This is a genomic window from Mesorhizobium sp. M1334 (assembly GCF_040317995.1).
Classification (GTDB): Bacteria; Pseudomonadota; Alphaproteobacteria; order Rhizobiales; family Rhizobiaceae; genus Mesorhizobium.
This window is the reverse complement of record NZ_JAMYLM010000007.1, coordinates 42,090-60,581: the sequence shown is the minus strand read 5'-3', so window position 1 is coordinate 60,581 and position 18,492 is coordinate 42,090. Positions and strand designations below refer to the sequence as shown.

Annotated in this window: 17 protein-coding genes; 8 read left to right on the top strand and 9 right to left on the bottom strand. The window is 63.7% G+C overall.

The window, feature by feature from the left end:
• Positions 1-210: 210 nt before the first annotated feature.
• The 8 genes from NKH17_RS15225 to NKH17_RS15190 form a co-directional block, all read right to left on the bottom strand.
• Entirely contained in the window at positions 211-744 is a 534-nt protein-coding gene (locus tag NKH17_RS15225) for an NADPH-dependent FMN reductase (protein ID WP_352479670.1), read from the bottom strand.
• A 33-nt stretch (positions 745-777) separates the two neighbouring features.
• A complete protein-coding gene (locus NKH17_RS15220; protein WP_352479669.1) occupies positions 778-1,398 on the bottom strand; it encodes a pyridoxamine 5'-phosphate oxidase family protein in 621 nt (206 codons plus the stop codon).
• Between the two features lie 66 nt (positions 1,399-1,464).
• Entirely contained in the window at positions 1,465-2,139 is a 675-nt protein-coding gene (locus NKH17_RS15215; RefSeq protein WP_352479735.1) for a septation protein A, read from the bottom strand.
• Positions 2,140-2,199: 60 nt separating this feature from the next.
• Positions 2,200-4,026 carry a signal recognition particle-docking protein FtsY gene (ftsY, locus tag NKH17_RS15210; protein ID WP_352479668.1) on the bottom strand — a complete coding sequence of 609 codons (1,827 nt, stop codon included), beginning with the start codon at positions 4,024-4,026 and terminating at the stop codon, positions 2,200-2,202.
• 11 nt (positions 4,027-4,037) lie between these two features.
• The gene (gene mtaB / locus NKH17_RS15205; RefSeq protein ID WP_352479667.1) at positions 4,038-5,339 is read right to left on the bottom strand and encodes a tRNA (N(6)-L-threonylcarbamoyladenosine(37)-C(2))-methylthiotransferase MtaB; all 1,302 of its coding nucleotides are present in this window, start codon (positions 5,337-5,339) and stop codon (positions 4,038-4,040) included.
• Positions 5,339-6,223: a diaminopimelate epimerase gene (dapF, locus tag NKH17_RS15200; RefSeq protein ID WP_352479666.1), complete on the bottom strand. Its 885-nt coding sequence runs from the start codon at positions 6,221-6,223 to the stop codon at positions 5,339-5,341. Before dapF ends, mtaB begins: the two co-directional genes overlap by 1 nt.
• A 74-nt stretch (positions 6,224-6,297) precedes the next feature.
• On the bottom strand, positions 6,298-6,459 hold the full coding sequence (locus NKH17_RS15195) for a DUF1328 domain-containing protein (RefSeq protein WP_352479665.1): 162 nt from the start codon (positions 6,457-6,459) through the stop codon (positions 6,298-6,300).
• 71 nt (positions 6,460-6,530) lie between these two features.
• Positions 6,531-7,541: an MBL fold metallo-hydrolase gene (locus NKH17_RS15190; RefSeq protein WP_352479664.1), complete on the bottom strand. Its 1,011-nt coding sequence runs from the start codon at positions 7,539-7,541 to the stop codon at positions 6,531-6,533.
• Between the two features lie 313 nt (positions 7,542-7,854).
• Here NKH17_RS15190 and NKH17_RS15185 point away from each other — a divergent pair, with 313 nt between their 5' ends.
• Both NKH17_RS15185 and zapE read left to right on the top strand, forming a co-directional pair.
• Entirely contained in the window at positions 7,855-8,394 is a 540-nt protein-coding gene (locus NKH17_RS15185; protein ID WP_352479663.1) for a protease inhibitor Inh/omp19 family protein, read from the top strand.
• Between the two features lie 144 nt (positions 8,395-8,538).
• The gene (gene zapE / locus NKH17_RS15180; protein WP_352899061.1) at positions 8,539-9,741 is read left to right on the top strand and encodes a cell division protein ZapE; all 1,203 of its coding nucleotides are present in this window, start codon (positions 8,539-8,541) and stop codon (positions 9,739-9,741) included.
• 34 nt (positions 9,742-9,775) lie between these two features.
• Here zapE and NKH17_RS15175 read toward each other — a convergent pair whose 3' ends face one another.
• A complete protein-coding gene (locus NKH17_RS15175) occupies positions 9,776-10,204 on the bottom strand; it encodes a GNAT family N-acetyltransferase (RefSeq protein ID WP_352479661.1) in 429 nt (142 codons plus the stop codon).
• 232 nt (positions 10,205-10,436) lie between these two features.
• On the opposite strand from NKH17_RS15175, the gene mdh reads away from it, so the two are divergent.
• The 6 genes from mdh (at position 10,437) to odhB (ending at position 18,425) form a co-directional block, all read left to right on the top strand.
• Positions 10,437-11,405 (top strand): malate dehydrogenase, encoded by a 969-nt coding sequence (mdh, locus tag NKH17_RS15170; RefSeq protein WP_352899058.1) that lies wholly within the window; start codon positions 10,437-10,439, stop codon positions 11,403-11,405.
• Positions 11,406-11,446: 41 nt separating this feature from the next.
• The gene (gene sucC, locus NKH17_RS15165) at positions 11,447-12,640 is read left to right on the top strand and encodes an ADP-forming succinate--CoA ligase subunit beta (RefSeq protein WP_352479659.1); all 1,194 of its coding nucleotides are present in this window, start codon (positions 11,447-11,449) and stop codon (positions 12,638-12,640) included.
• 4 nt (positions 12,641-12,644) lie between these two features.
• Entirely contained in the window at positions 12,645-13,016 is a 372-nt protein-coding gene (locus tag NKH17_RS15160; protein ID WP_352470808.1) for a cupin domain-containing protein, read from the top strand.
• Positions 13,017-13,065: 49 nt separating this feature from the next.
• Positions 13,066-13,968, top strand: coding sequence for a succinate--CoA ligase subunit alpha (sucD, locus tag NKH17_RS15155; protein WP_352479658.1), 903 nt, complete (start codon positions 13,066-13,068; stop codon positions 13,966-13,968).
• Positions 13,969-14,106: 138 nt separating this feature from the next.
• Positions 14,107-17,094: a 2-oxoglutarate dehydrogenase E1 component gene (locus NKH17_RS15150; RefSeq protein ID WP_352971301.1), complete on the top strand. Its 2,988-nt coding sequence runs from the start codon at positions 14,107-14,109 to the stop codon at positions 17,092-17,094.
• A gap of 29 nt (positions 17,095-17,123) precedes the next feature.
• Positions 17,124-18,425, top strand: a complete 1,302-nt coding sequence (gene odhB / locus NKH17_RS15145; protein WP_352971298.1) for a 2-oxoglutarate dehydrogenase complex dihydrolipoyllysine-residue succinyltransferase — start codon at positions 17,124-17,126, stop codon at positions 18,423-18,425.
• The last annotated feature ends 67 nt before the right edge of the window (positions 18,426-18,492 follow it).

The window sequence follows — 18,492 nt, the reverse complement described above, 5'->3', positions numbered from 1 at the left end:
TTCGTGAACATCCGCCTGGTCAAGGAGGTGATTGCCGATGACCCGGCCGGCAAAAAGGCCGCGATCGCCGCCCAGGTGACAGCGGCCATAACCGGCGTCACCGGCCGACCAACAACGATGTCTGGGTGGTCTTCGAGGAGGTCGCTGCACGCGACTGGTTCGTCGGCGAGACCGACGTCGAGACGCGGAGAGGCAAGGGTTGAGCGCCGCTCAGCCGACGCGGATGAACTCGGCGAAATCCGAAACGGCGCCGCGCATCGCCAGCCGGTTTTCCGGTTCCGCCAGGATTTTCTCCACCTCCGGCCGCCTCTTGCCGAGCAGCGCGATTTCGAGCGCTGCTTCCTCATAGAGCGCGAAAGACATTGTCCGCATGACCTCGACCAGTGCGGCGCGGGCAAACAGCGAGCGCGGCGAGGCATGCACCAGCATGGCTGGCTTGCCGACGGCGGCATCGCGCGACACCAGCCAGTCGAGCGCGTTCTTCAGGCCGCCTGGCACGCCGTGTGCGTATTCCGGGCAGGAGACGATGACGCCGTCAGCGGCGGTGACCGCATCGATCAGCGCCGCTGCTTGCGGCGGCGTCCGCTCGCCTTCGTCGTCGGGGTTGAAGATCGGCAGCCGACCAAGCCCGTCATAAACGGAGACGTGACAGTCCGGCGGCGCGTTTTGCGTGAGGGCCGCGACCAGGGCCGAATTGGTCGAGGCGGCGCGCAGGCTGCCGGAAATGGCGAGAATGTTCAGCAAAGGGAGCGGCTCGGCGATTCGTTGCCGGGCACGCTACCACATGGTCTGCTTGTAATCCTCGTCAAGCCAGCGGTCGGTGGCCTCCGCCGTTTCGGCAAGCGCCAGCTGGTCGCGCAGGATCTGGCCAAGCGTCGGCAGCGTCGCGCGGTCGTACCAGGTTTCGGGCTTCCACAGTTCGGAGCGCATGAAGGCCTTGGCGCAATGCATATAGGCGGCCTTGACCGTCACCACGACGACGCTTTGCGGTGCCTTGCCGTCGACCGCCAGCCGCTCGCGCAATGCCGCATCGACGGTGATGCGGGCATCGCCGTTGACACGCAGCGTCTCGTTCATGCCGGGAATGAGGAAGAGCAGCCCGACCGAGGGATTGAGAAGAATGTTCTCCAGCGTGTCGAGCCGGTTGTTGCCCGGCCGGTCGGGGATGGCGATGGTCTTCTCGTCGAGCACTGCCACAAAGCCCGGCCTGTCGCCCTTGGGCGTCACATCGGCATTGCCGGCGCCGTCGGACGAGCCGATCAGCACGAACGGGCTCTTGCCGATGAAGGAACGGCAGTGGCCGTCCAATGTCTTCAATTCCTTGCGGATCGAGCCGTCGGTCGGCCGAGGCGTCTTGTAGATCGTCCTCAGCTCGTCGCGCGTGATGATGAATTCCATCCTCGTCCCCTCCTATTCTGACGCAATTCCCAGGGAAACCGCAGCACTCATCTTTTCCTGGAATTGCTACTTGCTGGCCTTTCCCGCTTTCTCGGTCTTGTCCTCGAGCGAATGGCGCAGGATCAGCGGCATCTGGCTGAAGGTGAACAGAAGCGTGATCGGCATGATGCCCCAGACCTTGAAGGTAACCCATGTATCGGTGGAAAAATTCCGCCAGACCGCTTCGTTGACAAGGGCTAGGAACAGGAAGAACAGGCCCCAGCGGAAGGTGAGCTTGCGCCAACCCTCGGCGTCGAGATTGAAGGCCGATTCGAAGACATAGCCGAGCAGCGATTTGCCGAAGAACAGGCCGCCGAGCAACACGCCGCCGAACAGCGTGTTGACGATGGTCGGCTTCATCTTGATGAAGATATCGTCCTGCAGATAGAGCGTCAGCGCGCCGAAGATGAAGACGACGACGCCCGACACCATCGGCATGATCGGCAAGGTACGGGTCAGCAGCCAGGAAGCGATCAGCGCGATCGCGGTCGCGGCCATGAACAGGCCGGTCGCGACGAAGATCGGTCCGCCGAACTCGCCCAGCGCCGGGAATTTCTGCACCAGCCATGCGCCGCGCGCATTGGCGAAGAAGAATACCATCAGCGGGCCAAGCTCCAGCACCAGCTTGAGCAGCGGATTGACGGCTTCCTTCTTCTGCTTTTGCGGGTCGGATGGGTCGCGTTCGAGAATGGGTGGGCTCATAAGGTCCTTCTTACGCATGATTCAATCCAAAAAGCCTGCACCTTATTGGGATCATGCTCGTCAAGCCACGCCAGCGATCGCCCTGGCGAATTCGCTTGCGGAAAAGGGTTCGAGGTCGTCGACCTGTTCGCCGACGCCGATGAAATAGACCGGCAATTTATGCTTTGCCGCGATCGCCACCAGAATACCGCCGCGCGCCGTGCCGTCCAGCTTGGTCATCACCAGGCCGTTGACGCCGGCGACATTGCGGAAGATCTCGACCTGGTTGAGCGCGTTCTGGCCGGTGGTGGCATCGACCGTCTGCAGCACCGTGTGCGGCGCTTCCGGATCGAGCTTGCCCAGCACGCGGACGATCTTTTCCAGTTCCGCCATCAGTTCGGTCTTGTTCTGCAGCCGCCCGGCGGTGTCGATGATCAGCACGTCCGAGCCGGCCTCCTTCGCCCGCTCGAATGCGTCATAGGCGAGGCCAGCGGCGTCGGCGCCGAGCTTCGAGGCAATGACTGGCGAGTTGGTGCGCTCGCCCCAGATCTTCAGCTGCTCGATGGCGGCTGCGCGGAAAGTATCGCCGGCGGCGAGCATCACCGAGAGGCCGCCATCGGTGAGCTTTGCGGCGAGCTTGCCGATAGTCGTTGTTTTCCCGGTGCCGTTGACGCCGACCACCAGGATGACATGCGGCTTATGGCTGAGGTCGAGTTCCAGCGGCATGGCGACATGGGACAGCACCTTCTCCACCTCGGCCGCCATGATGGCGCGGACTTCGGTATCGGAGACGTCCTTGCCGTAGCGGCTGGCGGAGAGTGCATCGGTTACGCGCAAAGCCGTCTCCATGCCGAGATCGGCGCGGATCAGCACGTCCTCCAGGTCCTGCAGCGTGTCCTCGTCGAGTTTCCGCTTGGTGAAGACGCCGGCGATGTTGCCCGACAACTCCCGGGAGGAGCGCGCAAGCCCGTCTCGCATGCGCTGGAACCAGGAGCGCCTCGGCGTCGGTTCGGGCGCCTTCTGCGGCTCGGCTTTCTGCTCGACCTTCTTGGTTACGGTGACTTTGCCGGGGGCGGGCTTTGGCTCCGGCGATGGTTGCGGGACGGCCTCCGGCTCGGGCGCGATCTCGGCGAGCGGCGGCTTCGTCTCGACGGGCGCTGGCTGGCGGATCGGGGGCGGGATTTCGGCCGGCGGCGGCGCTTCGGGTGCTGGTGGCGTGATTTCGGCAGTGGGTGCCGCGTCTTGCGCAGGTTGGCGCTGCCCCTCACCCTCACCCGTTCCGGGGCGCGCCGCTTGTCTCACCCGTCCTTCGGACCCCCGTAAGGGACGGGGAGAGGGGGGCGTCAGCGCCGGAGCTTTTTCTTTGCCGCTTTCAAAACGAGGCTCGGCGTGACGATCAGCACCCTTCTCCCCGTCACTATACGGGGAGAACGTGCCTGCAGGCGGATGAGGGGCAGCGCCACGTTCGGATGGCGGAGGCTCAGTCTGGACGATTTCTGGCTGCGTCGGCTCTGGCTCAGGAATTTCCTTCGGCTCTGGCTCCGGGGCTGGCTCGGGAACGACGGGAGCGGCGTCTGACGCAGCCTGTTCAGCAGGCGCCTCTGGCTCCTCGACCGGAGCGGGTTCTGGCTGGGTGTCCGGCTCGACCAGAAGGGTCGGCGCAGGTTCGGGCTCGGCCTCTTCAACAGGCGCCGGCTGCGGCGCGGGTGCTTCCGCCTCGACCGGCGGTACGGCTTCGGGGCGAGGCTCTTCGCGTTTCAAAAACTCCGGAACGGTCTGCTCGGCGGCCGGCTTCAGCGCCTCCAGTTCGTCCCATTTGATCGGCGGCAGCGGTGCGGTCTCGTCGGGCCGCTCCTCGACCACTTCCTTCTTGCCGAACGAAAATATCTTCTTGAAAAAACCAGCCATGTCTTGCGCTCTCAGACGCCGCGGGCGGCAAGCGGCGCGGCGATCAGTCTGATACCGTCATGGCCGGCGATATCAGCCTCGACGATGTCGCCAGGCGCGCCCGCCGACAACACTGCCAGCGTAAACCCCTCGGTGCGGCCAAGGCCGTCACGCTCGACCAGGATCGACTGATGCGTTCCGGCGAGCGAGGCAAGATGGCGGCGATAGGCGGCCTCGCCGGCGGTGCGCAGGCGTGCCGCGCGTTGCTTGACGACGTCGCGGCGGAGCTGCGGCATGCGCGCGGCGGGCGTGCCTTCGCGCGGCGAAAACGGGAAGACATGAAGATGCGTCAGGCCGCATTCCTCGACGATCTCCAGCGAGTTTTCGAACATGGCGTCCGTCTCGGTCGGGAAGCCGGCGATGATGTCTGCGCCGAAAACGATACCGGGGCGCAGTTTGCGCACATCCTCGCAAAAGCGGATCGACTGGTCGCGGCTGTGCCGGCGCTTCATCCGCTTCAGGATCATGTCGTCACCCGATTGCAGCGACAGATGCAGATGCGGCATCAGCCTGGGCTCGGTGGCGATGGCGTCCAGCAGATCGTCGTCGGCCTCGATCGAATCGATGGAGGAAAGCCGCAGGCGCTTCATGTCGGGCGCCTGCTTCAGGATGGTCTTGACCAATTTGCCGAGCTTCGGTGCGCCAGGCAGGTCGGCGCCGAAACTGGTCATGTCGACGCCGGTCAGCACGATCTCGGCATAACCATTGCCGACGAGTCGCTTGACCTGCTCGACCACGGCGCCCATCGGCACGGAGCGCGAATTGCCGCGACCGTAGGGAATGATGCAGAAGGTGCAGCGGTGGTCGCAGCCGTTCTGCACCTGGACGAAAGCGCGTGCCCGGCCCTCGATGGCGTCGACCATGTGGGCGGCCGTCTCGCGTACCGAAAAAATATCGTTGACGCGCGCCTTTTCGGTGTCGTTGACGCCGAAATCCGGCAGCGCGCGATAGGAATGCGCCTTCAGCTTTTCCTCATTGCCGAGGACGAGGTCGACCTCGTCCATGGCGACGAAATCCTGCGGGCCGGTCTGCGCGGCGCAGCCGGTGACGATGATGCGGGCGGCCGGGTTCTCACGGCGGGCTTTTCTGATCGACTGCTTGGCTTGGCGTACAGCCTCGCCGGTGACGGCGCAGGTGTTGAAGATGATGGCGCCGCCTTCGAGGCCGCCGAGGCCCGCACTTTCGGCTTCACGCCGCATCACCTCGGATTCATAGGTGTTCAGCCGGCAACCGAAGGTGACGACCTCGATGCCCTTGTTGCCAAGAGGAGCCATCAGGCGGCGCTTTCGGTGTCGCGCGCCCACGCCCCGGTCGCCGGATCGAAGCTGCCGGAAAATTCCCATTCGGCGGCACCCGTGAGGATGACGTGGTCGTCGTCGCGCCACAGAACATGCAGCGAGCCGCCGCCGGGCGTTATCAGTGTGACGCTGCGGCCGGTGCGCCGGGTGCGGGCCGCGGCGACCACGGCGGCGCAAGCGGCCGAGCCGCAGGCCCTGGTCAGGCCGGCGCCGCGCTCCCAGGTGCGGATGATCATGGTCTCCGGCGAAGTCACCTGCGCGATGGTGATGTTGGCGCGCTCGGGGAAGATCGGGTGGTTTTCGAGCAGCGGGCCGAAGCGCTCGAGCTCGTAGGACCAGACGTCGCGGTCGACCCAGAAGATAGCGTGCGGATTGCCCATCGAGACGACCGACGGCGAATGCAGCACCGGGGCATCGATCGGGCCGATCTGCAGCTCGATCATGCGGGTGTCGCGGAATTCCTCGGCCAGCGGGATGTCCTGCCAGCCAAAGCGCGGCCTGCCCATGTCGACCGAGATCATTCCGTCGGCATGTTCCTCGGCGTTTAGGATGCCGGCGACTGTTTCAAAGGCAAATGTCTTCTGGCCGGTCTCGGCGGCGAGCGCCTGGACGACACAGCGCATGCCGTTGCCGCAAGCTTGCGCGCTGGTCCCGTCGGAATTCAAGATATCGATGAAAAAGGCGGTGCCCGGCGTCCTGGCGTCGTGGATCGCCATGATCTGGTCGAACCGGGTCGACGTGTCGGCATTGAGCGCGACGGCTGCCGCAGACGCCACGCGATCGGCACGGCCACGCATATCGGCAACGATGATTTCGTTGCCGATGCCGTTCATCTTGGCGAAAGGGGCCGCGCTTGCCATCGATCGAAAGGTCTCTTGCCGGTTTGGCGCCTATATGGCGGATAGCGGCAGAAATTACCAGCGCGGCGTGATTCTCACGTCACCGCGAAAACGCCAAGCACGATCAGCAGGAAGATGATCAGCACGATGCCGATGAGGATGCGCGCGCCGGTGGCGGCGGCTCCGGCCAGTACCGGCATGCCGAGCAGGCTCGCCGCGGCCGCGATAATCAAAAGAATGATAATCCACCTGATCATAAGAGGCACCTCGCAACCGACAGGTTTGAACAACCTACAAACGTCTATGTGATGCCTCAGGTTCCGCCGCGCTAAACCTCCGGTACGTCCCAGACTTCCCCCGGCCGCAAGGCGCGAAAACGTTGCCGCGGCAGGCCGGCAGCATCGAGCGCTTCGCCGAGCTTTCTGGGCGGCTCCTCGATCGGCTCGTTGGTGAGCCGGAACGTGCCCCAGTGACAGCCGGCGGCATAGGCGGCGTTGCACAAAAGCATGCCTTGCACCGCCTCTTCCGGATCCTGGTGATGAGGCGCCATGAACCAGCGCGGCTCGTAGGCGCCGATCGGCAGGATGGCGAGGCGGAAGCCGCCGTGCTTTTGCGCCATCAGCCGGTAATTGATGCCGCCGTGGAAGCCGGTGTCACCGGCGAAATAGATCTTTGCGTCGGGCGTCTCGACGACGAAACCCGCCCACAGCGCCATGCGCCGGTCGCGGGTACCGCGGGCCGACCAGTGATGCACCGGCTCGACATGGACGGCGACGCTATCGCCGATATCGACCCGGTCGCCCCAGTCATGCGCGGAAAGCCGCATACCGGGCACGGCAGCGCCGATGATTGTGTCGTTGCCGAGCGGCGTCAGCAGCAGCGGATCGTGTCTTGCCTTCAGGCGCTTCAGCGTGGCGAGGTCGAGATGGTCGTAATGGTTGTGGCTGACCAGCACGAGGTCGATCGGCGGCAAATGCGAAAAGGCGATGCCGGGCGGATTGACGCGTTTCGGCCCGGCGAAGGAGAGCGGCGAGACACGCCGCGACCAGACCGGATCGGTCAGGATGTTCAGGCCTGCTGTCTGGACGAGCAGCGAGGAATGACCGACCATGGTGAGGCGCAGCGCAGAACCATCGATGCGCTCGACCGGTCTTGCCGGCGGAAACGGGCTCGGATCCGCCGTCGGCCATTTCGAGCGCTCGCGGCTCAGTTGCCACTTCAACAGATCGGCAAAGCGACCCGGCGGCCGTCCGCCGGGATTGAAGAACAAGGTGCCGTCGAAATGATCGCTGGGCGGCCCGCTGTAATAGCGGTTGGCGGCTCTCTTTCTCGCGGCCAAGAAATCGGCTCCCTGCAGCTTGCTGATCGCCAAGAGATAATGCCGGAGCCGGCCCGCACAAGCATTGAGGTGAACGCCAAGGAAACGCCAAGGATTTGACGCCAGCGCGCCGTATCGCATCAACCGGAGGTGCCGGCCAAAGGCCAAGGCGCGACGCAATTCAGGCAATGTGCATTTTGCGACAAATTTGCAACATTAGCGGCGCAAACCGTATTTTAACCATATCGGGTTGAAATTTCGCCACCTTCTCCATCTTGGTGAGGGGGACATTGCGTGGACGGCTTCCCCAGCTCGATCCGACGGAGGTTGAAGAATGAAATTTTCGAAAACCGGCCTGCTGGCCGTATCGCTGGCCGCGCTCGTTGCGAGCGGCTGTTCGACCTCGCGGTTCTCATCGATGGACGAGCAGCAGCCGGCGCCGCTGGAAGCTGCGCCCGCCGGCAAGGTGACTGCAAACCAGTTGCCGCCACCGGCGACACCCGGCGCCGCCGACCCGTCGAAATTTCCGACTGCGCCGCAGAACACGCAGGTCGCCTCGCTGCCGCCCGACGGGACGGCGCCGGCCGGTGCGGCCGACCTGACCGCCTCTAGCGTCGCTGGTGTGTGGAAAGCAAGCGTGTCCGGCCAGAGCTGTCAGGTGGCGACGCCGCAGACCAAATTCGGGTCGGGCTACCGCGCCGGACCGCTGCATTGCCCGGCGCCGATCGACGGCATCAAATCCTGGAACGTCGCCGGCAAGCAACTGACGCTCTATGACGAGAATGGCGGCACGCTGGCACGGCTTTATTCCTCGGGCGGCGAGAAATTCGACGGCCAGACTTCCAACGGCCTGCCGATCTCGCTTACAAGGTAAGAGAACGGCCCCCATTGTTACGCAATTCCGGGCAGAAAACCGCCACACACTTTTCCTGGAATTGCTCTCTTTTGTTTTTTACGCAATTCCGGACAGAAAACCGCAACACACTTTTCTTGGAATTGCTCCGGAACGACGTGACCGATGCATCTGCGTGACGGCCTCCAGACCCATGCGACCGTCAAGCAGCGCTACGACCATCTGGTCGAGACGGGCGCCATCGGGCGCGATCCGGCGCAGGAGCGGATCGCCGCTGCGCTCGACCGACTGATCGACGAGATATCGGCAAAGCGGCTGGCGCATAAATCAAGCGCGCTGGGGTGGTTGTTCGCCCGCAAGCGCGAGGGGCACGAGGCGGTCAAGGGCCTCTATATCCATGGCGGCGTCGGCCGCGGCAAGACCATGCTGATGGACATGTTCTTCGAGCTGCTGCCGGTGCGGCGCAAGCGCCGCGTGCATTTCAACGATTTCATGGCCGACGTGCAGGACCGCATCCAGAATCACCGGCAGGCGCGTAAAGAGGGTACGGTCAAAGAGGACGACCCGATCCCGCCGGTGGCGCGCGCGCTTGCCGAGGAAGCCTGGGTGCTGTGCTTCGACGAGTTTTCGGTCACCGATATCGCCGATGCGATGATCCTGTCCAGGTTGTTTTCGGCGTTGTTTGCCAATGGCGTGGTGCTGGTCGCCACCTCCAATGTCGCGCCGCAGGATCTCTACCGCGACGGCCTGAACCGTCAGTTGTTTTTGCCGTTTGTCGCTATCCTGGAGCGCCACGCGCACGTGCTGGCGCTGGACGCCCACAAGGATTACCGCCTAGACAAGCTCAGCCGCATGCCGGTCTACATCACCCCGGCCGATGCCGCCGCCGACCATGCGCTCGACGAGCTGTGGGTGGTGATGACGCATGGCAGGCCGACGGCCGAGACGATGCTGACGGTTAAGGGCCGACACGTCGTGGTGCCGCGTACTGCCGGCGAGGCGGCGCGGTTTTCGTTCGCCGATCTCTGCGAGAGGCCGCTCGGGGCCCGCGACTATCTTGCCATTGCCCGCCGTTTCTCGACCATCGTCATCGACCGGGTGCCGGTGCTCGGCGAAGGCAAGCGCAACGAAGCCAAGCGCTTCATCCTGCTGGTCGATACGCTTTACGATCATCATGTACGGCTGGTGATGAGCGCCGCGGCACCGCCGGCGCAGCTCTATACGGCCAAGCGCGGCAACGAAGTCTTCGAGTTCGAGCGCACCGCATCGCGGCTGATCGAGATGCAGAGCCACGACTGGCTGGAGAACTGGGCGGAGAGGCAGAGGGCGCGGGGATCATCGACCGAGGCACGGCAGGCTCAGGCGTGAGGGATAGTACAGAAGAGGCCCCTGCCGCCGGCGCCTATAACCGATAAATATACATGACGAACCCCTCCGCCGGCCCACGCGGCTCTTTTCGCGACTCGTAAAGTGCGCGAGCAGCAACATTGTCCGGCTCGGTGCCGACCCACGCCTCCTCACAGCCATGCTCGCAACCGAGTGCGAACATGGCGTCGAGCATCCTCGTCGCAATGCCCTGGCGTTGAAAGGCCGGCGCCACGCCGACCTCGTCTATGTAGAGTTCGCTCACCTTGTCCGGGTGGCGGTGGATGACGGCTGCGCATTGGCCAACGACGATGCCGTCGGCGACGGCCACGACCATGAAATGACCGGGCTCCGCAAGATAGGCGGAGAGCCGATCCGGCCTGACCGGCTCGTCGAAGACTTCGTCGGCAACCCGCATCACAAGGGCGTCATCGCCAGGAAACAGCCTTCTGATTTCCAGTGCCATTGTGTAGAATTCCTCTAGCCGGCTTCAGAATTTTGACGTTTACGTAAGTCCCATTGTTTCTAACCGATTGAAATTATTCACTGCAAAATAATCGTTTGAATTTTTGTGCGGCCGGGGCTATTGCGTGCGGCGAATTTCGCGGTTCCGCAGCATTCCGGCCTCTTCCTCCGACGCCGTCATCAAATCGTCAAGGATTTGGGCGCCGTCATAGTCAAAGGGAAAACATCCTGACATGGCACGCAACAAGATAGCGCTCATCGGCTCGGGCATGATCGGCGGCACCCTCGCCCACATGGTCGGCCTCAAGGATCTCGGCGACGTCGTGCTGTTCGATATCGCCGAAGGCATCCCGCAAGGCAAGGGGCTGGACATCGCGCAGTCGTCGCCGGTCGATGGGTTCGACTCCAGGCTGACCGGCGTCAACGACTATGCCGGTATCGAGGGCGCCGACGTCTGCATCGTCACCGCCGGCGTGCCGCGCAAGCCCGGCATGAGCCGCGACGATCTTCTGGGCATCAATCTGAAGGTGATGGAGCAGGTCGGCGCCGGCCTCAAGAAATACGCGCCGAAAGCCTTCGTCATCTGCATCACCAACCCGCTCGACGCCATGGTCTGGGCGCTGCAGAAGTTTTCCGGCCTGCCCAAGAGCCATGTCGTCGGCATGGCCGGCGTGCTCGACAGTTCGCGCTTCCGTTATTTCCTGGCCGAGGAATTCAAGGTCTCGGTCGAGGACGTCACCGCCTTCGTGCTCGGCGGCCATGGCGATTCCATGGTGCCGATGATCCGCTATTCGACGGTTGCCGGCATCCCGCTGCCCGACCTCATCAAGATGGGCTGGACCTCGAAGGAGCGGCTCGACCAGATCGTGCAGCGCACCCGCGACGGCGGCGCCGAGATCGTCGGCCTGCTCAAGACCGGCTCTGCCTTTTATGCGCCGGCCGCCTCGGCCATCGCCATGGCCGAAGCCTATCTCAAGGACAAGAAGCGGGTGCTGCCCTGTGCGGCGTACCTCTCCGGCCAATATGGCGTCAAGAACACCTATGTCGGCGTTCCCGTGGTGATCGGCGCCGGCGGCGTCGAGCGGATCATCGAGATCGAGCTCACAAAGAACGAGCAGAAGATGTTCGAAAATTCGGTCGCGGCGGTGCAGGGCCTGTGCGACGCCTGCGTCAAGATCGCTCCACATCTCGCGGCCAAGTAAGCCGGTAACCAAGCCCGCCAAGCAAGCTGGAGACATAGCGCATGAACATCCATGAGTATCAGGGCAAGGCGCTGCTGAAAGGCTTTGGCGCACCGGTGGCCGAGGGCGTGCCGGTGTTCAAGGCGAGCGAGGCGGAAGCTGCCGCCAAGGCGCTGCCCGGCCCACTCTATGTGGTCAAAAGCCAGATCCATGCCGGCGGCCGCGGCAAGGGCAAGTTCAAGGAGCTCGGGCCCGATGCCAAGGGCGGCGTCAGGCTGGCGAAGTCGGTGGCCGAGGTCGTCGCCAACGCCAAGGAGATGCTCGGCCACACGCTGGTCACCAAGCAGACCGGCCCGGCCGGCAAGCAGGTCAACCGGCTCTATATCGAGGACGGCGCCGACATCGAGCGCGAGCTCTATCTGTCGATCCTGGTCGACCGCTCGGTCGGGCGCGTCGCCTTCGTCGTCTCGACCGAGGGCGGCATGGACATCGAGGCGGTCGCCCACGACACGCCGGAAAAGATCATTACCGTCGCCATCGACCCGGAAAAGGGCGTGACGGCCGACGATGTGAAGAAGCTCAACGCCGCACTGAGGCTCGACGGCGACGCCGCCAAGGATGGTGGCAGGCTGTTTCCGATCCTCTACAAGGCGTTTGTCGAGAAGGACATGAGCCTGCTCGAGGTCAACCCGCTGATCGTCATGAAGAGCGGCCGGCTGCGCGTGCTCGACGCAAAAGTGTCGTTCGACAACAATGCGCTGTTCCGTCACCCGGACGTGCTCGAATTGCGCGACACCACCGAAGAGGACGAGAAGGAGATCGAGGCGTCGAAATACGACCTCGCCTATGTCGCGCTCGACGGCAATATCGGCTGCATGGTCAACGGCGCCGGCCTTGCCATGGCGACGATGGACATCATCAAGCTCTACGGCGCCGAGCCCGCCAACTTCCTCGATGTCGGCGGCGGCGCGTCGAAAGAAAAGGTGACGGCGGCGTTCAAGATCATCACCAAGGATCCGGCGGTCAAAGGCATCCTGATCAACATCTTCGGCGGCATCATGAAGTGCGACATCATCGCCGAGGGCGTCATCGCCGCGGTCAAGGAGGTCGGCCTGCAAGTGCCGCTTGTGGTGCGGCTGGAAGGCACCAATGCCGAGCTCGGCAAGAAGATCATCAACGACAGCGGACTGAACGTGGTGTCGGCCGATGACCTCGATGACGCAGCCAAGAAGATTGTCGCGGCGGTGAAGGGCTGAGTCTGTGCCTCCGCATAAGATAAACCTCGTCGAAGCGGCCGATGCGAAGATCAAGAAGGCGTTCGATCCGCACATTGCCGGCGACGTGAATGACAGCCAGGTCAAGATCGCCAAGTTCGGCGACGTCTTCGACTGGCACGCGCATGACAATGAGGATGAAGCGTTCCTCGTGCTGCGCGGCCGCATTGCCATCGATTTCCGCGACGGCACGGTGGAACTTGGCAGCGGCGAGTTCATCGTCGTGCCGCGCGCCGTCGAGCACCGGCCGCGCTCGCTGAGCGAGGAACCTGTCGTGCTGATGTTCGAGCCGGCGACGACGCTCAACACCGGCAACGCCAAAAGCGACCTCACCGTCGCCGACCTGAAGCGGTTGTGACCATGAGCGCGCGGCCTTCCCCGATCAACGGTTTTTAAAAAGGACCATCATGTCCATTCTCGTCGACAAGAACACCAAGGTGCTGGTGCAGGGCCTGACCGGCAAGACCGGCACGTTCCACACCGAACAGGCGCTCGCCTATCACGGCACAAAGATGGTCGGCGGCATCCACCCCAAGAAGGGCGGCGAGACCTGGACCGGCGCCAAGGGCGAGACGCTGCCGATCTTCTCCACCGTTGCCGAAGGCAAGGCCAGGACCGGTGCCAATGCCTCCGTCGTCTACGTGCCGCCGGCGGGTGCTGCCGAAGCGATCCTGGAAGCGATCGAGGCCGAGATCCCGCTGATCGTCTGCATCACCGAGGGCATACCAGTGATGGACATGATCAAGGTAAAGGCAAGGCTCGACCGCTCGACATCGCGGCTGATCGGGCCGAACTGCCCCGGTGTGCTGACGCCCGACGAATGCAAGATCGGCATCATGCCCGGCAACATCTTCCGCAAGGGCTCGGTCGGCGTTGTTTCGCGCTCGGGAACGCTTACCTATGAGGCGGTGTTCCAGACCACCAATGTCGGCCTCGGCCAGACCACCGCCGTCGGCATCGGCGGCGATCCGGTCAAAGGCACGGAGTTCATCGACGTGCTGGAGATGTTCCTCGCCGACGACGAGACCAAGTCGATCATCATGATCGGTGAGATCGGCGGTTCGGCCGAGGAAGACGCCGCGCAGTTCCTCAAGGACGAGGCAAAGCGCGGCCGCAGCAAGCCGATGGCCGGCTTTATCGCCGGGCGCACCGCGCCGGCCGGCCGCACCATGGGTCATGCGGGCGCGGTCATCTCCGGTGGCAAGGGCGGTGCGGAAGACAAGATCGCGGCGATGGAATCGGCCGGCATCAAGGTTTCGCCATCGCCGGCCCGGCTCGGCACGACGCTGGTCGAGGCGATCAAAGGTTAGTGAGTAGTGAGTAGCGAGTAGTGAATAGCGAATAGGTAAGAACAGAGTAACGGCGCGAACCAGGGAAAATCCCTACTCGCTATTCGCTACTCTCTATTCGCTCTGAAAAGGAGACGGAGCGCGGCTCCGCGGACAAAAATGGCAAGACAAGATCAGGCCAACGACCAGTTTTCGCTTACCTCTTTCCTCTATGGCGGCAATGCCGATTATATCGACGCGCTTTATGCCGCCTATGAGGACGATCCTGCTTCGGTCGATCCCGAATGGCAGGATTTCTTCGCGGCGCTGAAGGATGACGCCGGCGACGTGCGCAGGAACGCCAAGGGGGCCTCTTGGGCCAAGCCCTCCTGGCCGATGCAGGCCAATGGCGAGCTGGTCTCGGCGCTGGACGGCAATTGGGGCCTGGTCGAAAAGCACATCGAAAAGAAGGTCAAGGACAGGGCAGCCGGCAACGGCGCAGCGCTTTCCGACGCCGACGTGCATCAGGCGACGCGCGATTCCGTCCGCGCCATCATGATGATCCGCGCCTTCCGCATGCGCGGCCACCTGCACGCCAATCTCGATCCGCTTGGCATTGCCAAGCCGCTGGAGGATTATAACGAGCTGTCGCCGGAGAATTACGGCTTCACCGAAGCCGACTACGACCGGCCGATCTTCCTCGACAATGTGCTCGGGCTGGAATTCGGCACCATCCGGCAGATGCTCGATATCCTGACCCGGACCTATTGCTCGACGCTCGGCGTCGAATTCATGCATATTTCCGATCCCGAGGAGAAGGCCTGGATCCAGGCGCGCATCGAGGGCACCGACAAGGAGATCTCCTTCACCGCCGCCGGCAAGAAGGCGATCCTGCAGAAGCTGGTCGAGGCCGAAGGCTTCGAGCAGTTCATCGACGTCAAATACAAGGGCACCAAGCGCTTTGGCCTCGATGGCGGCGAGTCGCTGATCCCGGCGCTGGAGCAGATCATCAAGCGCGGCGGCCAGCTCGGCATGAAAGAGATCGTGCTCGGCATGGCGCATCGCGGCCGGCTGAACGTGCTGTCGCAGGTGATGGCCAAGCCGCACCGCGCCATTTTCCACGAGTTCAAGGGCGGCTCGGCCGCGCCCGACGAGGTCGAAGGCTCGGGCGACGTGAAGTACCATCTCGGTGCCTCGTCGGATCGCGAGTTCGACGGCAACAAGGTGCATCTGTCGCTGACCGCCAATCCCTCGCATCTGGAAATCGTCGATCCGGTGGTGATGGGCAAGGCGCGCGCCAAACAGGACTATCTGTTCGGCCGCAGCCGCGAGGAGATCGTGCCGCTGGAAGAGCGTGCCAAGGTGCTGCCGTTGCTGCTGCATGGCGACGCCGCCTTTGCCGGCCAGGGCGTGATTGCCGAAATCCTCGGCCTGTCCGGCCTGCGCGGCCACCGCGTCGCCGGCACGCTGCATTTCATCATCAACAACCAGATCGGCTTCACCACCAACCCGCGCTTTTCGCGCTCCTCGCCCTATCCGTCCGACGTGGCCAAGATGATCGAGGCGCCGATCTTCCACGTCAACGGCGACGATCCGGAAGCCGTGGTCCATGCGACCAAGGTGGCGATCGAATTCCGCATGAAGTTCCACAAGCCTGTCGTGGTGGACATGTTCTGCTACCGCCGCTTCGGCCACAATGAGGGCGACGAGCCCGCCTTCACCCAGCCGATCATGTATCGCAAGATCCGCAACCAGAAGACGACGGTGCAGATCTATGCCGACCGGCTGATTTCCGAAGGCCACATCACCCAGGCCGAGTTCGAAAAGATGAAGGCCGATTGGCGAGCGCATCTCGAGCAGGAATTCGAAGTCGGCCAACATTACAAGCCGAACAAGGCCGATTGGCTGGACGGCGCATGGTCCGGCCTGCGCTCGGCCGACAACCAGGACGAGCAGCGGCGCGGCAAGACCGCCGTGCCGGTCAAGACGCTGAAGGAGATCGGCAAGAAACTGACCGAGGTGCCGAAGGATTTCGAGGCGCACAAGACGATCATCCGCTTCCTCGACAATCGCCGCCAGGCGATCGAGTCCGGCGAAGGCATCGACTGGTCGACGGCCGAGGCGCTGGCCTTCGGCGCCATCCTGCTCGACGGCAATCCGATCCGGCTGTCCGGACAAGATTCTGAGCGCGGCACCTTCTCGCAGCGCCATTCCGTGCTCTACGACCAGCGCGACGAGACACGCTATATCCCGCTCAACAATCTGTCGGCGGCGCAGGCCGGCTTCGAGGTCATCAACTCGATGCTGTCGGAAGAGGCCGTGCTCGGCTTCGAATATGGCTACTCGCTGGCCGAGCCGAAGGCGCTGACGCTGTGGGAAGCGCAGTTCGGCGACTTCGCCAACGGCGCCCAGGTGGTGTTCGACCAGTTCATCTCGTCGGGCGAGCGCAAATGGCTCAGAATGTCGGGCCTCGTCTGCCTGCTGCCGCATGGCTATGAAGGCCAGGGGCCCGAGCATTCGTCGGCCCGGCTCGAGCGCTTCCTGCAGCTTTGCGCCGAAGACAACATGCAGGTCGCCAACGTCACGACGCCGGCCAATTACTTCCACATCTTGCGCCGGCAATTGAAGCGGGACTTCCGTAAGCCGCTGATCCTAATGACGCCGAAGTCGCTGCTGCGCCACAAGCGGGCGGTGTCGACGCTGCCGGAAATGTCGGGCGAAAGCGCCTTTCACCGGCTGTTGTGGGACGACGCGCAGCTGCTGTCAGGCCAGGCCATCAAGCTCACCAAGGATTCGAAAATCCGCCGTGTCGTGCTCTGTTCCGGCAAGGTCTATTACGACCTCTACGAAGAGCGCGAGAAGCGCGGCATCAACGACATCTATTTGCTGCGCGTCGAGCAGCTCTATCCGTTCCCGGCCAAGGCGCTGATCACCGAACTGTCGCGCTTCCGTAATGCCGAGATGGTGTGGTGCCAGGAGGAGCCCAAGAACATGGGCGCCTGGTCGTTCATCGACCCGTATCTCGAATGGGTGCTGGCGCATATCGACGCCAAGCATCAGCGGGTGCGCTATACCGGCCGGCGGGCCGCCGCCTCGCCGGCGACCGGATTGATGTCGAAGCATCTCGCCCAGCTTGCCGCCTTGCTCGACGACGCGCTTGGTGAATAGAACAGAACCGAAAGAAACGGACAGGCACAATGGCAACCGAAATCCGCGTTCCGACACTTGGTGAGTCAGTCACCGAGGCGACCATCGGCAAGTGGTTCAAGAAGGTCGGCGACGCGATCGCCGCCGATGAGCCGCTCGTCGAGCTCGAAACCGACAAGGTGACGGTGGAAGTGCCGGCCGCCGCCGCGGGCACGCTCGCCGAGATCGCCGTCAAGGAAGGCGAGACGGTCGGCGTCGGCGCACTGCTCGGCACGATTTCGGCAGGCGCCGGCGCGGCAGCCAATGCCGCCGCCGCTCCGGCAACGAAGCAGGAGGCGGTGTCGCAGGCCTCGGCTCCGACTGCGGCCTCGAGCGTCAAGCAGGCTGCGGCCGAGACGGCCAAGATTGCCGGCGACGCCGGCGCGATCGAGACGCGCACCATGCCGCCGGCGCCGTCGGCGGCAAAGCTGCTGGCCGAGCACAATCTCGCGGTCGACCAGGTGTCGGGCTCGGGCAAGCGCGGCCAGGTGCTGAAAGGCGACGTGCTCGACCTTATCGCCAGGGGCGCGCCGTCGCAGCCGGCAGAAATGCCCAAGGCCGCGCCTGTACCGGCACCCGTAGCCGCGCGCGCGCCGTCCCCTGCCGACGATGCGTCGCGCGAGGAGCGTGTGCGCATGACCAAGCTGCGCCAGACCATTGCGCGCCGCCTCAAGGAAGCGCAATCGACCGCCGCCATGCTGACCACCTTCAACGAGGTCGACATGAGCGCGGTGATGGCGCTGAGGAGCAAATACAAGGACGTGTTCGAGAAGAAGCACGGCGTGAAGCTCGGCTTCATGGGCTTTTTCACCAAGGCCGTCACCCATGCGCTGAAGGAGATCCCGTCGGTCAATGCCGAGATCGACGGCACCGACATCATCTTCAAGAACTACGCTCATATCGGCGTTGCCATCGGTACAGAGAAAGGCCTTGTCGTGCCGGTTGTGCGCAATGCTGACCAGATGTCCATCGCCGAAATCGAGAAGGACATCGGCAGGCTGGGGCTTGCGGCGCGCGACGGCAAGCTCTCCGTCGCCGATATGCAAGGCGGCACGTTCACGATTTCCAACGGTGGCGTTTACGGGTCGCTGATGTCGACGCCGATCCTCAATGCGCCGCAGTCCGGCATTCTGGGTATGCACAAGATCCAGGAGCGGCCGGTGGTGGTCGGCGGCCAGATCGTCATCCGGCCGATGATGTATCTGGCGCTGTCCTACGACCACCGCATCGTCGACGGCAAGGAAGCGGTGACCTTCCTGGTGCGGGTCAAGGAAAGCCTGGAGGATCCTGAGCGGCTGGTGCTCGACCTTTAGGGCGCGGCCGACGTGGGCCGGAGCATGGATCTGCGCCGCCGGATGAGTTCGTGTCGTTTCCGGTCCG

Bases quoted from the DNA above. Each gene is read 5' to 3' on its own strand.
- NKH17_RS15220 (WP_352479669.1), bottom strand. From the start codon at position 1,398: ATGGAATTCATCATCACGCGCGACGAGCTGAGGACGATCTACAAGACG.
- NKH17_RS15215 (WP_352479735.1), bottom strand. From the start codon at position 2,139: ATGAGCCCACCCATTCTCGAACGCGACCCATCCGACCCGCAAAAGCAG.
- ftsY (WP_352479668.1), bottom strand. From the start codon at position 4,026: ATGGCTGGTTTTTTCAAGAAGATATTTTCGTTCGGCAAGAAGGAAGTG.
- mtaB (WP_352479667.1), bottom strand. From the start codon at position 5,339: ATGGCTCCTCTTGGCAACAAGGGCATCGAGGTCGTCACCTTCGGTTGC.
- dapF (WP_352479666.1), bottom strand. From the start codon at position 6,223: ATGGCAAGCGCGGCCCCTTTCGCCAAGATGAACGGCATCGGCAACGAA.
- NKH17_RS15195 (WP_352479665.1), bottom strand. From the start codon at position 6,459: ATGATCAGGTGGATTATCATTCTTTTGATTATCGCGGCCGCGGCGAGC.
- NKH17_RS15185 (WP_352479663.1), top strand. From the start codon at position 7,855: ATGAAATTTTCGAAAACCGGCCTGCTGGCCGTATCGCTGGCCGCGCTC.
- zapE (WP_352899061.1), top strand. From the start codon at position 8,539: ATGCATCTGCGTGACGGCCTCCAGACCCATGCGACCGTCAAGCAGCGC.
- NKH17_RS15175 (WP_352479661.1), bottom strand. From the start codon at position 10,204: ATGGCACTGGAAATCAGAAGGCTGTTTCCTGGCGATGACGCCCTTGTG.
- mdh (WP_352899058.1), top strand. From the start codon at position 10,437: ATGGCACGCAACAAGATAGCGCTCATCGGCTCGGGCATGATCGGCGGC.
- sucC (WP_352479659.1), top strand. From the start codon at position 11,447: ATGAACATCCATGAGTATCAGGGCAAGGCGCTGCTGAAAGGCTTTGGC.
- sucD (WP_352479658.1), top strand. From the start codon at position 13,066: ATGTCCATTCTCGTCGACAAGAACACCAAGGTGCTGGTGCAGGGCCTG.
- NKH17_RS15150 (WP_352971301.1), top strand. From the start codon at position 14,107: ATGGCAAGACAAGATCAGGCCAACGACCAGTTTTCGCTTACCTCTTTC.
- odhB (WP_352971298.1), top strand. From the start codon at position 17,124: ATGGCAACCGAAATCCGCGTTCCGACACTTGGTGAGTCAGTCACCGAG.